This window comes from Crinalium epipsammum PCC 9333, assembly GCF_000317495.1.
In the GTDB taxonomy this organism is placed as follows: domain Bacteria; phylum Cyanobacteriota; class Cyanobacteriia; order Cyanobacteriales; family PCC-9333; genus Crinalium; species Crinalium epipsammum.
Genome location: NC_019753.1, coordinates 4396761 through 4411139, shown reverse-complemented (window position 1 = coordinate 4411139; position 14379 = coordinate 4396761). Strand labels below are relative to the sequence as shown.

The 14379-nt window shown below is 39.6% G+C and carries 14 protein-coding genes; 6 read left to right on the top strand and 8 right to left on the bottom strand.

All coding sequences use genetic code 11. The features are described 5' to 3' along the window. Window positions 1-48: 48 nt before the first annotated feature. The 5 genes from CRI9333_RS19105 to CRI9333_RS19085 all read right to left on the bottom strand — a co-directional run bounded on the left by CRI9333_RS19105 (window position 49) and on the right by CRI9333_RS19085 (window position 3394). Window positions 49-504 (bottom strand): cupin domain-containing protein, encoded by a 456-nt coding sequence (locus tag CRI9333_RS19105; protein WP_015204815.1) that lies wholly within the window; start codon window positions 502-504, stop codon window positions 49-51. Window positions 505-631: 127 nt separating this feature from the next. Beyond that, window positions 632-1399: a cysteine hydrolase family protein gene (locus CRI9333_RS19100; protein WP_041226828.1), complete on the bottom strand. Its 768-nt coding sequence runs from the start codon at window positions 1397-1399 to the stop codon at window positions 632-634. Between the two features lie 78 nt (window positions 1400-1477). Next, window positions 1478-1819, bottom strand: coding sequence for a hypothetical protein (locus tag CRI9333_RS19095; RefSeq protein WP_015204813.1), 342 nt, complete (start codon window positions 1817-1819; stop codon window positions 1478-1480). Window positions 1820-1964: 145 nt separating this feature from the next. Next, entirely contained in the window at window positions 1965-2834 is an 870-nt protein-coding gene (gene ylqF / locus CRI9333_RS19090) for a ribosome biogenesis GTPase YlqF (protein ID WP_015204812.1), read from the bottom strand. 146 nt (window positions 2835-2980) lie between these two features. Beyond that, window positions 2981-3394, bottom strand: coding sequence for a universal stress protein (locus CRI9333_RS19085; RefSeq protein WP_015204811.1), 414 nt, complete (start codon window positions 3392-3394; stop codon window positions 2981-2983). A gap of 181 nt (window positions 3395-3575) precedes the next feature. On the opposite strand from CRI9333_RS19085, the gene CRI9333_RS19080 reads away from it, so the two are divergent. Further along, complete coding sequence (locus CRI9333_RS19080) at window positions 3576-4778, top strand: phosphoglycerate kinase (protein ID WP_015204810.1); 1203 nt, start codon at window positions 3576-3578, stop codon at window positions 4776-4778. 169 nt (window positions 4779-4947) lie between these two features. Beyond that, window positions 4948-6405 carry a serine/threonine-protein kinase gene (locus tag CRI9333_RS19075; protein WP_015204809.1) on the top strand — a complete coding sequence of 486 codons (1458 nt, stop codon included), beginning with the start codon at window positions 4948-4950 and terminating at the stop codon, window positions 6403-6405. 46 nt (window positions 6406-6451) lie between these two features. Here CRI9333_RS19075 and CRI9333_RS19070 read toward each other — a convergent pair whose 3' ends face one another. From CRI9333_RS19070 to CRI9333_RS19060, 3 genes are all read right to left on the bottom strand, one after another. Continuing rightward, window positions 6452-7789 carry a tetratricopeptide repeat-containing S1 family peptidase gene (locus tag CRI9333_RS19070; protein WP_015204808.1) on the bottom strand — a complete coding sequence of 446 codons (1338 nt, stop codon included), beginning with the start codon at window positions 7787-7789 and terminating at the stop codon, window positions 6452-6454. Between the two features lie 143 nt (window positions 7790-7932). Beyond that, window positions 7933-8916, bottom strand: a complete 984-nt coding sequence (locus tag CRI9333_RS19065; RefSeq protein ID WP_051035409.1) for a S1 family peptidase — start codon at window positions 8914-8916, stop codon at window positions 7933-7935. Between the two features lie 54 nt (window positions 8917-8970). Further along, window positions 8971-9513 carry a COP23 domain-containing protein gene (locus CRI9333_RS19060; RefSeq protein ID WP_015204806.1) on the bottom strand — a complete coding sequence of 181 codons (543 nt, stop codon included), beginning with the start codon at window positions 9511-9513 and terminating at the stop codon, window positions 8971-8973. A gap of 178 nt (window positions 9514-9691) precedes the next feature. Here CRI9333_RS19060 and CRI9333_RS19055 point away from each other — a divergent pair, with 178 nt between their 5' ends. From CRI9333_RS19055 to CRI9333_RS19040, 4 genes are all read left to right on the top strand, one after another. Beyond that, a complete protein-coding gene (locus tag CRI9333_RS19055) occupies window positions 9692-10279 on the top strand; it encodes a GNAT family N-acetyltransferase (protein WP_015204805.1) in 588 nt (195 codons plus the stop codon). Window positions 10280-10506: 227 nt separating this feature from the next. Next, a complete protein-coding gene (locus CRI9333_RS19050) occupies window positions 10507-10776 on the top strand; it encodes a GlsB/YeaQ/YmgE family stress response membrane protein (RefSeq protein WP_015204804.1) in 270 nt (89 codons plus the stop codon). A gap of 273 nt (window positions 10777-11049) precedes the next feature. After that, window positions 11050-11853, top strand: coding sequence for a glutathione S-transferase family protein (locus CRI9333_RS19045; RefSeq protein WP_015204803.1), 804 nt, complete (start codon window positions 11050-11052; stop codon window positions 11851-11853). Window positions 11854-12006: 153 nt separating this feature from the next. Continuing rightward, complete coding sequence (locus tag CRI9333_RS19040; RefSeq protein WP_015204802.1) at window positions 12007-13722, top strand: helicase HerA domain-containing protein; 1716 nt, start codon at window positions 12007-12009, stop codon at window positions 13720-13722. Window positions 13723-14379 lie beyond the last annotated feature (657 nt).

Here is a 14379-nt window from a genome sequence, read left to right as displayed (position 1 = left end):
ATTAAGCCCTGATTTTATCTGCCTTATTACAAATTTTTTACTTAAAAGTCAAATAAATATCGGAGTATTTGCTTGACTTAATACGGCTAAATCTTCTTCATCAAGCTCAACAGGAGCACCACGACGAATTAATTCGGCAAAGTCTTCATTTGGAACCATTACACAAAGAGCATACAAGCGATCCTTACCTGTATTTTCTATAATGTGCATACCTGTTGCAGGTACTAAAATACTATCTCCAGCTTTTATTAAAGCTGTTCTACCATCACAGTCTACTCTACCTTCACCTTTCAAAATAAAGAACATTTCTGTTGCAAATTGATGTCGGTTAGGCGGAGTTTTTCCACCAGTATCAAAAATTTCTACGCAAACAGTAAAAGATATATCGTCAGTTGTGGGATCAAAGATAATTGCTAATCTATTGGTATCATTAGGACTAATCCGAAATGCTTGGTAGTCTTTGGGAGACTTGATATCTGCAATCATGCAACGAAAATTTTCCATATTCATAATTTGAAAATTTTGTCAAAATTTACCAAGATAACGAGCCAACATAGGTAATAGGATGAGACATGGCTATCTGATACCAACAGTTAATTTTAAGTCAGCAATCCCAGGATTAATAGTTAATTTATTTAACTGCATTTATGAGTGTTTGAGAATCGCTGACAAATCCAAAACATTGATTAACATTATAAAGTGTTGCTTTTAGGCAAAACTCAGGCGAAGTGGTAGCAGTGCAGTCTTTAAGCAAGATACAATCGTAGCCTAAGAAATTAGCATCTTGTAAAGTTGCCATTACACATTGATCCACGTTTACTCCGGCAAAAAATAGAGTAGTTTTACCTAAATTTCGCAAGATGCTATCAAGCGGTGTATCCCAAAAACCACTCATGCGATATTTATCAACGCGGATATCTGTGGGTTTTTGTTCTAATTCATCTATTACAGCCGCCGCCCAACTATTTACTGTTAATACTGGGGCATCATTTTTAGGTAAGCGATCGCCTAATCCAATTCCTTTTCCTGTAGGATTATAAACATGACGTAAACCCGCACTAATATTTAGCAAATCTGGACGATTTCCCCAATTAAGCCAAATTAGAGGTACATTAAAATTCCGTAATACTGGCAACAAATTATTTATAGGATTAATTGGAGTACGCGCTGGTGTCACATCTACGCCAATATAAGCTAACCAGCCATCAGGATGACAAAAATCATTTTGCATATCAATCACTAAAATCGCTGCTTTAGCTAAGTCTAGGCGTAATGTCTTAGTTTCTGTAGTTAAATTAATCGGGCGTGGTTCAATGGGAACACGGGTGATATCTGCGATCGCGTCATTGACTTTCCACGCATTAGGAGGAACCCCTAAATTATACAAAGGGCGATTCATGTTATTTTCTAATCCCATAAATATCAGCCCGTACCACAACTCACAATTTTATTTATTTACTTATTAGCTATTAACAAGCTAAAAATCAAGTCTTCCTCTAGTAAGTAGTTTATATCCGCCTATCATAGAAAAAAAGGATAAAAAGAAAGTCCAAAGGCTTGTTGGTTGCAGTAGTACTCCACCACTAAGAAATACCAAAACTATCCCTAAACCTACTAAAATCCAACCAGTATCTCGTGCTTCACGACCAGCAAGCAATAATATTAAAATTCCGCCTAAAATACAGATTACAGAGCCACCAGCAGGAATATCTCTCCACCAATATCTAGATGTATGTGTTGTAAAAATAATATTTTGACCGAGAAAGTAAATGCCTGTAAGGATTAAAGCTAGACCCATCAGTTTATTTAAAAATCGCATAATATTTCTTAATCCCGCTTTATTTGTAAGTGTTGCTATGCTCAGTTATCTGTAACTTACCGCCTTTTCACCACAAAATTAACTAATTTATTGAATTTTAGCACTCAATTTTAAATAAGTAATATTAAAGCGGAATTAAGAAACTTTATTGCGGTTGCGGTGGCAGATCTAGAGGAATAGCACCGAATAACCCTTTGCGAAAATCATTTAACATCTGCCGCGCTGTACGTTCAATATCGCCTTTGTTACGTTGATCAGCCAAATTCTGTAAGTATTCTTCACCACTAAACGGTGCGGAGTCTAATTCGTAGCGTGATTTTAAAGGAGATTGAGGTAACAAATCTGGATCTGTAACAATTAGGTCATTGAGCAAATCTACCAGGGCTGCTGCTACCCGTTGATTATCATAAGAGGCTTCACCAATATCATCACAAATAGCTAATTTAAAGGCTGCATCTTGATCATCTAATTTCCAAGGAATAATACCTGGGGCATCTAATAATTCAATTTGGTCAGAAATTCGCACCCAACGTAACTGTTTTGTAACACCAGCGCGACGGGCGCTTTCCACTACCCGCTTTTTGAGTAAACGATTAATTAGAGCAGATTTACCAACATTAGGAAACCCGATGACGACGGCGCGGACAGGACGAGGTAACAAACCGCGATCGCTCCTTTTTTTATTTACCTCCACACCCGCCTCAGCCGCAGCTTTTGAGATTGCCACCACGCCCTCCCCCTGTTGGGCATTTGTGAAATAAGGCTTTTCCCCATGCTGTAGAAACCATTGTGTCCACAACTGCCGCACCGCAGGAGAAATCATATCTACACGGTTTAGCACTAAAACTTTTGTCTTACTAGCTATCCACTCTTGTACTTGTGGATGTCGAGTCGCTAAGGGAATACGTGCGTCTCGCACTTCTAGGACTACATCAACACGCTTTAGCTGTTCTTTAAGCGATCTTTCAGCCTTGGCGATGTGTCCTGGATACCACTGGATGGGGGGAGTTGACATGGGAAGTTTTTGGGAGGAGGGAGGAGGGAGGGAGGGGGAGGGGAGGGGGAGGAGGGGAGGGGGAGGGGGGGAGGGGGGAGGAGGGAGGAGGGAGGAGTAAGTGAATATTATTTAAATCTCCCCTGCACCATGCCTCCTGCTTCCCCTTAAGGAACAATTAAAACTGGACAAGGAGATAGATTAATCACCCTGTTGGTGACGCTCTCAGAGGCTCCTTCTTCAGTTAAACCAAGTCCTCGACAACCCATAACAATCAAATCTGCATCAATCTCGTCTGCCACATCACAGATAATGAAAGCTGGTTTGCCTTCGCGCTCAATGGTTTGAGCTTGGATGCCTTGTTCCGAGAACAAATTTTGGGCAGTTTTGAGTAGTTCCGCGATCGCTTCTGGGGATGCCATCGGACTTGATTCTGGCACTTCTTCCTCTGAGGTGGGTGTTTCTACTACTGATAGCAAAACTAAGTGGCTGCTATATTTTTGCACGATATTAACAACTACCTCAGCCGCTTCGCGGGCTTCGCGGCTTTGATCAACAGGAAATAATACAGTCTTAAACATCGCACGTACCTTCGTATCCCTGAGTTTGATAATATGTGGACGGCATGAACTAATAACACCACTAGGTGTAAACTCAGTTCCCTGTATCTAGCTTTTGAGGACGATCATTAACTAGCGATTAATATCACGCTGCTCAAGTGCGAGAATAGTAGAAAACACAAGCAATTAGGAGATTTACGCAGTGTCCAAGAAAAGTGTAGCGAATTTGTCGGCATCTGATTTATCTGGCAAACGAGTACTGGTACGGGTAGATTTCAACGTGCCACTAGATGATGCTGGTAACATTACAGACGATACACGCATTCGAGCAGCTTTACCGACAATTCAAGATTTGACTGGTAAAGGAGCTAAGGTAATTCTTACCAGTCACTTTGGTCGTCCCAAGGGTGTAGATGACAAACTGCGCCTTACACCAGTTGCCAAGCGCCTCTCTGAATTGCTTGGACAAGATGTGATTAAATGCGATGACTGCATTGGTGATGAAGTCACCTCTTCAGTAGGCGCAATGCAAGATGGGCAAGTGGCATTGTTAGAAAATGTCCGCTTCTACAAAGAAGAAGAAAAGAACGACCCTGAATTTGCTAAAAAGTTGGCATCGGTTGCCGATTTATATGTAAATGATGCTTTTGGAACTGCTCACCGCGCTCATGCTTCTACCGAAGGTGTAACACACTACCTCAGCCCTTCTGTAGCTGGTTATTTGATTGAAAAAGAACTCAAGTATCTACAAAGCGCCATTGAATCTCCTCAGCGTCCTCTAGCTGCTATTATCGGCGGTTCTAAGGTTTCCAGCAAGATTGGCGTAATTGAAACACTGTTAGATAAATGCGATAAGTTGCTGCTGGGTGGTGGGATGATTTTCACCTTCTACAAAGCGCGTGGGCTGAATGTTGGTAAATCTTTAGTAGAAGAAGATAAGCTAGAATTAGCACGCTCTTTGGAAGCTAAAGCCAAAGAACGGGGTGTACAGTTATTGTTACCTACTGATGTAGTTGTTGCTGATAATTTTGCGGCTGATGCTAACTCTCAAACTGTTAGTATTGAAAACATTCCCGATGGTTGGATGGGTTTAGATATTGGTCCTGATTCTGTGAAGGTATTCCAAGAAGCACTAGCAGATTGCAAGAGTGTAATTTGGAATGGTCCAATGGGTGTGTTTGAGTTTGATAAGTTTGCTGCTGGAACATTCGCGATCGCACATACTCTGGCTGAAATTGGTAAGCAAGGCGCTACTACTATTATCGGTGGTGGTGACTCTGTTGCTGCTGTCGAAAAAGTTGGTCTTGCAGATCAAATGAGCCACATTTCTACTGGTGGTGGTGCTTCTCTGGAGTTGCTTGAAGGTAAAGAATTACCTGGTATTGCTGCACTTGATGAAGCATAAGCACAGCAGTAGAAAATAGCTACGTTATTCTTTGGGTTGGGTGAGTTGTTTGCCCAGCCTTTATTGTTCTCAGGGCGCGTAGCTTGTGTCATTTCTCTAAAATATTATAGTCATCTCACCGGAGATGATATCAATAAGTAAGTGCAGCATTAGAGCTTAGGTGCGTCAAATGGTAGAAAATACGCTTCGTGACCGCTACCAAATTATTCAACATCTTGCCAGTCGGCGATTTTGTGAAATATACCTAGCCAAAGATGAAGATCTCCCTGGCAAACCTGTGTGTGTGATTAAGCAACTCAAGCCTAAAAATCTTGATCCTTTGCTATGGTCAACTGCCAAAAGATTTTTTAAAGCTGAAGCTGAAGCATTGTACCGATTAGGTAAGCATGATAAAATTCCACAGCTACTAGCTCAATTTGAAGAAGGCGCTAATTCTTATATAGTTCAAGAATTTATTGAAGGTAAGGAATTAAGTGAAGAACTCATAGCTGGACAGCAATGGAGTGAGGAACAAGTAATTGTTTTCTGTCGTGAGGTGCTAGAAATTCTAGATTTTCTTCATCAGCACCACATCATCCACAGAGATATTAAACCCTCAAATTTAATTCGTAGAACGAAAGATAATAAAATTACTTTGATTGATTTTGGAGCCGTCAAACAAAAGACCCCTGACTTCGGTGTTAATGTAGATCAAGGTGGTTGGACAGTTGCTATTGGTACTGAGGGTTATATGCCACCCGAACAAGCTAACGGCAACCCACAATATAACAGTGATATTTATGCTTTAGGAGTAATCTGTATTCAAGCTCTGACGGGAGTAGCTCCGCAGAAAGATAATAATACAAATGAACTTATTTGGCAAAATCAAGCTAAAATTAGTCCTAAATTTGCTAATGTCTTAAATAAGATAGTACATACTGACTACAATCAACGCTACCAATCGGCGGCTGTTGCATTGCAGGAGATTAAAAAATTATCTAATATTGATATTCAAAGAAAAGAAAACAAAAGCTCATTTATTAATGTGCTACCTGTAATATTACTAACAATAAGTTTATTGACATTTGTCAGTACACTACTATTTACCCAATGGCGGATTACAGAGATAAATAAAAACCTTAATAATCCTACTTCCACTGAGTTACCCTTAGCGAAATCAAACAATTTTGTAAGCTATGAAAATGTGAATGCAGGTATCAAAATCAAGTATCCTGAAAACTGGCAAAAACAAGATGTAGAAAATCCATTTACAGGTGAAATAGTTTTATTTACATCTCCGTCTAATCCAACAAACAAGTTTGCACCAAAGCTAAGTATCAGAACTGAGAATTTATCTCGGCAATCTATTTCTTTAGAAGATTATACTAATTCCTCTCTAAAAGAAATTCAAAAATATTTAGAGAATGCCAATATAACTGATTCAAGCTCAACTACATTAGGAGGTATTCCAGCACATCGGGTGGTTTATAATGGTGTGGATGGAGAATCTCGAATAATTGAAAATTTGGAGGTTTGGGCAGTTTTTAATCAAAAAGTTTATATTGTTTCATATACAGCTACACCGGAAGAATATCCTAATTATTTAGAATCTGTAGAAAAAATGATTAATTTTTTTGAAATTTTTTAATTGATAAAATTAATGTTGAATTGTGTTAACAAACTTAAAAAATCCCCTAATGTTGAAGCTGGTTGATCATATCCAATGATCTTTGATAATTGAATTTATTGCCTTGCTGTAAAAATAGGTTGGCAGCTTTTTGAAAATCGGCGATCGCTAATGATTTTATATCCAGCGAACTACGCACTGTCAAATACGCCCCATTTGGGACAGTTAAGGTTTGAGCAATTTGTTGACTATGAACAAAACCTCGGTTGGCGTAGGCTTCAGCTAAGTTAGGATTAAGAGATATTGCACGATCATAATCAGCGATCGCACCATTAAAATCTTTCTGCCCTGAACGAGCAAGACCTCGGTTATTATAAGCTTCAGCTAAGTTAGGATTAAGAGATATTGCACGATCATAATCAGCGATCGCACCCGTGAAATCTTGCTGCTTTGAACGAGCAAGACCTCGGTTATTATAAGCTTCAGCTAAGTTAGGATTAAGAGATATTGCACGATCATAATCAGCGATCGCACCCGTGAAATCTTGCTGCTTTGAACGAGCAAGACCTCGGTTATTATAAGCTTCAGCTAAATTAGGATTAAGAGATATTGCACGATCGTATAGTGCGATCGCACCATTAAAATCTCCTTTGGCAACTTTATCCAAACCACCCCGTAGAAAATCTACAGCACCCCTTTCTTCCACTGCTGTAGCACTAATTATCTGAGGTTTTTGGAAAGTATTATTAGTAGCCAAAAAGGTATTAATTCCAATTCCTAACACAAAAGTCACCGTCCCAGTCCTCAAATCTGGAATAGCGCGTCCATTAATTCCTACTAAATAACCATTTTCATTGAGTACAGGACCACCACTCATTCCAGGAGCAGCATTAATAGTATAAACCAGAGAATAACCATCCTTGGGATTTCGCAAAAGACTAGAAATTTGTCCATTCAAAAACTGATAAGTTGCTTCTGAAATTAACGGACCTGGTTCAGCCCAACCAGCCACATAAACTTGTACCCCCTCCGTCAAAGCGTCATTATTACCTAACTCAGCTACACGGTAGTTTTTAAAACTATCGAACTGTAACAAAGCTAAATCTAATCCAGGTACTCTTTTAATTTGGCTGGATTTAACTGTATATTTTTTACCATCACTAACTTCAATATGATAAATGCCTGCTTCCTTAACCACGTGCCAGTTAGTGAGGACATCATAAGTATTACCTTTACGGTTAATAATTACACCAGAACCATTATTTTTCCCACTGAGCCGAACCGTAATTTCTTTAGCGATCGCATTTACCTGTGGCGCTGATAAAGCAAACGCAACTGGCGAAAACACCCCCACCAAAGCTACACCCATCACAACTGCTGGAACCTGAGCAAATGAGAAAAACATGAGCAGATAAAAATGTTGTTAAGCTAACGCGCAAATAAGTTTGTACATTTGAAATTTAGGGAAAAGTTATCAAACTCTGTTGCCCTCTCTCCTTTCTCCTCCCTCCTCTACCCCTCAAACCTAAAATTTAGAAGCACAACAGCTTAATTAGGTGGGCGTAAGTAGAATCCACGAAAAAAACTCAAATTTTGCCAGGAAATATTTCCTGGCTTAACAACTGAGTTTTCAGCTAGCTGTACACCAATTTCAATCGGAATTGCCCAACTAAAATGAATCATCTGTTCCTGCAAATTTTTTTCTGGGTCAGAACCATCCTGAAAGATATAAGGATTACCCCAAAGAGGATAAGCGTGCATACCATTAACGCCGACTAGCTCACCTCGACGATTAAGTAAAGGTCCACCACTCATACCCTTTTCAATCTTATTGGTGTACCCAATCTGATAACCCCCTTCCAAAGCTTTATTTAATAACAGCGATACTCGACCACTACGAAAGACAAACTTAAGTTGAGACTGATTTTTAGCTTTCTTTTCCCAATCTCCTGAATGAATGCTTACGGATTTCTTTACCGCCTTCCATGCCACAGAGGATTTAGGTTTTTGAGCAGGAAAAGATGCTCGTTTATAAGTCGTAAATTTAAAGGGAAATCCTGCTGCAAATACTTCATCATCTACTGCCAAAGTAGATGATAAACCTACAGATGCCACAGCATAAACTTCCTTTTTACTGGTGAACTGCAATATGGCTAAATCATTGGCAGCCAAAGATTTTATTGTCTGTTGAGCAACTGGGTAGATATTTCCATCAAAAGCTTGAATCCGATAGGGAGGATCTCCTGCCCTAAGAACATGAGCATTGGTCAGCACAGTATAAACCTGCCCTTGTCTTTGAATCAAAATTCCTGACCCTAAAATATCTTTTGACCAGATCTTCACCGTAATTACTTGAGCTTTTCGGTAAAGCTGCTGAGTTGATAGTTTCTTTGAGGTTTTAGCTACAAATTTTGGTGCAGAAACTTGAAAATTTGGAGCTTGTGCTGGCAATGCTAAAGGTAAACTGCCCACACAAGCTACCATTATCAACAAGCGCCAAATTATCTGACCTGGCTTAAAGGATTTGCTCACATTGTTTGTCGATCTGTAAATTGATCCTGAATATTTAAGGTTTGTAATCAAATATTACTTTGCTTTAATAGCAGATACTTTGAGCAATTGCTTAATATCCAGGTAAGCTTCACCATCCTGATAAGAAATTATTTGGTCTCCACTTAAATTAATTACTCTACCTGCTGCACGCGCCCTCAAATCAAATAATCGCGCCAAAACCCGCTCAGGGTTAGTTCCAGGTTCAAGGGTAACTAACACTGAATTCATCGCGCAAGGCCCTCCTTTGTAATCAGCAAAACATAATACAGGGTGCTGATTGATCATTCCAGTTCTAATGAACTGCAATTTACCATTGTCGTTGTATCGCTGAAATCTCTCAGAAACTTCTTGACATCTTTGTAGTGCGCTGTACCGAGAGCTACTAAAATAATCAGAAACCCAACGAATCATCGGGATCTCTCCCCGTGATGTGCGTACAACCGTTACAGGCACACCATTGCTTGTACCGCAAAAAAATCTATTATTTTCAGCCAAACTAGGCTGTATCATCGTGGCAGTTGTACCTACTGCGATCGCTACCGCGCCTAAAATTCCTGTAAATAGATTTATTTTCATATCATTCCACTCTCTTTGCAACTAAAATTATAGCTCTTAATTGTTAGAATATCTATTCTAAATCATATCTTAAGACTGACTAATATTATTAATTTTTACCAAGAAGTGATTATTACTCAATTTTTTACTTTTGCGGCTGTTGCCTGAAGTTTTAATAACACCAAATTGTGTGCAAGCTATGAATAACTCAGAACAATTGGATTATTTACCAGTTTTAAAAACTCAACGATTGCTACTACGAAAAATTTGCTTAAGTGATGCAGAGGATATGTTTGAATATGCCTGTGATCCCGAAGTTGCTAAATATACTATTTGGGCAGCACACCAGTCTCTCGAACATAGCAAGCGTTTTGTTAATAAAATCATTGAGTTCTACAATACTCATCAGCTAACGGTTTGGGGCATAGTGGACACCAACGGTAAATTTATCGGTACTTGTGGATTTGGCGATTTGCAACTCATTGATGCCAAAGCAGAACTTGGCTATGCCTTATCTAGAAAGTATTGGGGCAAAGGATACATGACTGAGGCAGTTACGGCTGCTATAGATTTCGGCTTTAGCAATATGCCCCTAAATCGGATTGAAGCGCGATGTGAACCGGAAAATATAGCTTCGGTGCGGGTACTAGAAAAAGTCGGAATGAAGTATGAAGGTTTGTTACGACAACATATCTATAGTAAAGGAACCTACCACGACATGAAAATATATTCAATTCTCAAGCAAGAATGGTCCGATACCAAGACTACGGTTAATGCTGAGATTTAGACGAGAGTTTTCACGTCAGTTTGATTAGCAAGAAAAATCCTGCCAAAATCTCGGCATTTTTAATCATCATTATGCCTAAAGTTATAAACGTTGCCTAGAAAAGTTAATCTTTTTATTCCTAGTGATTCATCCCTGTGATAGAGGTAGGGCTTTGATTTGAATTGATAGTATTAAAGACAAGAAAGCAACATTTAGAAAAACAATAAATTTTACATAGGAGAAATGAAATGGGTATTATTGCATGGATTGTTTTAGGCTTAATTGCTGGCGCGATCGCTAAAGCTATTTATCCAGGTTCACAAGGTGGCGGTATCCTAGCTACCATGGCTCTAGGAATTGTCGGTGCATTAGTAGGAGGTTGGCTAGGTCAAGTCTTACTGGGGACGAGTGGTGGGGCATCCTTTGGAGCATTGACTCTGCCCAGTATCGCTTTTGCAGTTCTTGGTGCTATAGTTGTGATTTTCCTGTGGGGTTTGTTAACTCGTCAAAGTGCATAAATAAAAATTAAATATTGTTTGTTGAGAAAATCAATAAATCTCCCATGATTAAGACTATGGGAGATTTATTTTTTAGTAAATAGCAACTTTAAGTAGAAGTTAGATCGTTTCCGGTTGCTTAAGAATGATTCAAAATTATACTTCTAAAATTTGACTAAAGTGGCGAGGTCTAATACCTACTTAAAATATCGGTAATAAATTTAATCAGAGTAAAAAGGTTAAACTTAATTTAAAGACGATCGCACTCTCAAATCAACTACAAAGAGAAACTAAATGCTGGAATTATATCAATTTGAAGTATCACAATACGCCGAAAAAGTCAGACTAATCCTAGATTATAAAGGATTGCCTTACCGTAAAATTGAAGTCACACCAGGAGTGGGACAACTAGAACTCTTCCGGCTGTCTGGTCAAAGAAAAGTACCAGTGTTGAAGGATGGTAATACAGTTATTGCTGATTCTACTGCGATCGCACTCTATCTAGACAAGCAATATCCAGAAAAACCCTTAATCCCAGTTGACCCCAAGCAACGTGGACTTTGTTTACTAATTGAAGAATGGGCAGATGAATCTATTGGGATCAAAAGTCGTCCAGTACTATTTGAAGCCTTAAGCAAAAATTTAAGCTTGCGTAGTGCCATTTTACCCAGTGCAACACCAGATATCTTAAAAAATTTAGTTGGTTCTGTCCCAGGTGAATTCCTCAACCTTCTAGGTGTGGGTGTTGGCGCAAGTCCAGAGGCAGTCAAAGAAGCTAAAACAGCCATCCATCAAGACTTAGAAGCATTAAGTTTGATGTTAGTAGATAGTCCTTACTTAGTTGCAGACTACCCAACCCTGGCAGATTTTACTGTCGCGGGTTTAAGTATGCTGCTGAAGTTTCCATCAGGAAATTATCTCAACATTCCAGAAGCACTCAAAGGCAAAGGAGTTCCAGAGTTTACTGACAATGCTGCTTATCAGCCGTTTTTTAATTGGCGCGATCGCTTATATGCAGACTATCGTAAACCATTAACTGCAACTACGACTACTTACACTAGCGGCAGCAACACTCCCACCTCGATTAACATTGATTAAACGCTCTAGGATAACTAAATCATTTATTAACCACAGATGAACACAGATAAACACAGATAATTATTTCATCTGTGCTTATTTGTGGGAAAACCATTGCTTGCTAGAATTGCGCTAGACTTTTGATGCCAATGTTTTACCCACCTAGCAGCCATCATGGACAAGCCTTTAGGCACAGTCATACAAGGAGCCTTAAGTCAAGGGCTAGAAGTTAGATTAAACCCTGATGTCTCAGTAGAAGATATGCGGGTAGGTAAATTTTTGGTAGTAAGGGGTTTTCGCTCAGATTTCTTCTGTCTCCTCACCGATGTAACATTAGGGACATCAAGTGCGCGGATAACTGCGAATCCTCCCCACCCAGAAGACGATTTTTTACAAGCAGTGCTGGCTGGCAGTAGCACTTATGGCACAATTAACTTAACGCCCATGTTAATGCTGAACCGTGAACCTAAGTCTAAGGCGTTAAATGGTAAGTCTGATAATGGCAAAACTACTGGGGCATCCTTAGCATCTTTTAAAGCACAAAGTAGTGAAGAGATGGAATTGTTACCAGTCAAAACAATTCCTAGCCACTTCAGCCAAGTTTATGATGCTACTGAACGTGATTTCCGCTCGGTATTTGGTTGGGAAGACGACCCTCATCGGCGCAACTTTGCTATTGGTGAACCACTAGATATGGATGTGCCAATATGTATAGATTTAGATCGATTTGTAGAACGCAGCAACGGTGTTTTTGGTAAATCAGGTACAGGTAAATCTTTTCTTACCCGACTACTGCTATCTGGAATTATCCGCAAGCAAGCTGCTGTTAACTTAATTTTTGATATGCACTCAGAATATGGCTGGGAAGCTGTATCTGAAGGTAAGCAATTTAGTACTGTTAAAGGGTTGCGGCAACTTTTCCCTAATGATGTCGAAGTATATACCCTAGATCCTGAATCTACAAAACGTCGGGGTGTATCTAATGCTCAAGAACTTTATCTAAGTTATGACCAACTAGAAGTAGAAGATATCATGCTGGTGCAGAGAGAATTAAACCTTTCTGAAGCCAGTTTAGAAAACGCTAATATTTTACGCAGCGAGTTTGGCAAGTCTTGGATTATCCAGTTGTTAAATATGACTAACGAGGAAATCCAGATTTTCTGCGAAGAAAAGCGGGGAAATAAGTCTTCTGTGATGGCACTGCAACGCAAACTTCTACGCCTAGATAACCTTAAATATATGCGTAGTACTTGCCCTCACAATTATATTGATCAAATATTGCAATCTTTAAGTGCTGGCAAGCACGTAGTAATTGAGTTTGGTTCCCAGTCGGATATGCTCTCTTATATGCTGGCAACTAATATGATTACTAGGCGGATTCACCACGCTTATGTGCGAAAAGCGGACAAGTTTTTACAAACCAAAAATCCGAGCGATCGCCCGCGTCCATTAGTGATTACAATAGAAGAAGCCCATCGTTTCCTTGATTCTGCGATCGTTCGCCAAACGATTTTTGGCACAATCGCCCGCGAAATGCGTAAATACTTTGTTACCCTATTGGTGGTAGATCAGCGCCCCTCTGGAATTGATAACGAAGTCATGTCCCAAATAGGCACACGCATCACCGCCTTACTCAACGATGACAAAGATATTGAAGCCATCTTCACAGGCGTTTCTGGGGGACAAAGTTTACGCTCAGTGCTGTCTAAACTCGATTCTAAGCAACAAGCTTTAATTCTAGGTCATGCTGTCCCAATGCCAGTAGTAGTGCGTACCCGTCCCTACGATGAGCAATTCTATAGAGAAATTGGCGATACCGCTTGGGCAGAAAAGTCTGATGAAGACGTATTCAGCGCAGCAGAAGCAGCTATAGCAGACTTAGGATTTTGACAATTAACAATTAACAATTAACAATTAACAATTAACAATTAACAATTAACAATTAACAATTAACAATTACTATTCTGCTTCCTCTGCTCCTCTGCTCCTCTGCTCCTCTACCCCTCTGCTCCTCTGCTCCTCTGCCCCTCTGCCCCTCTGCCCCCTTACCGGAGATCATCCCTAAATCCGTTCGGTTCTCCTACTCGGCTTAACATAGCACTTTATAAGCTCATCGTTCATCATATATATATAGGGTTTAATCAAACTTTTGGGCAACCAGTAGAGCAGCCGCTTGACCTAACCACCGTCAACCGTCAACCGTCAACTGTCAACTGTCAAAAGGCTCACCTTATCTTAAGGATAAATTAAGCATTAAAACCTATTAAAACTGCTATTTTTAGGCAAACAGCAAATGAACTTTTTACCCTTTACTTACGTCTAAATTTGTAATAAGCTATAAATATAACAAACTCATAATGACTTCAACTTAAAGCTGCTTTTCCCAGTAAAGAGAATCTACAGCTAAAGTGTCAGTCCCGCAACAACCTAGAAAGCCATACCCAACTGGCAAATTCTAAATAATTGCCCAAAGGAGTATTCCTAAAAAATTTCATTACTTAGTCGGGTAGTTGACCTATACATCTTACGCAGGATGTACCGTCACCA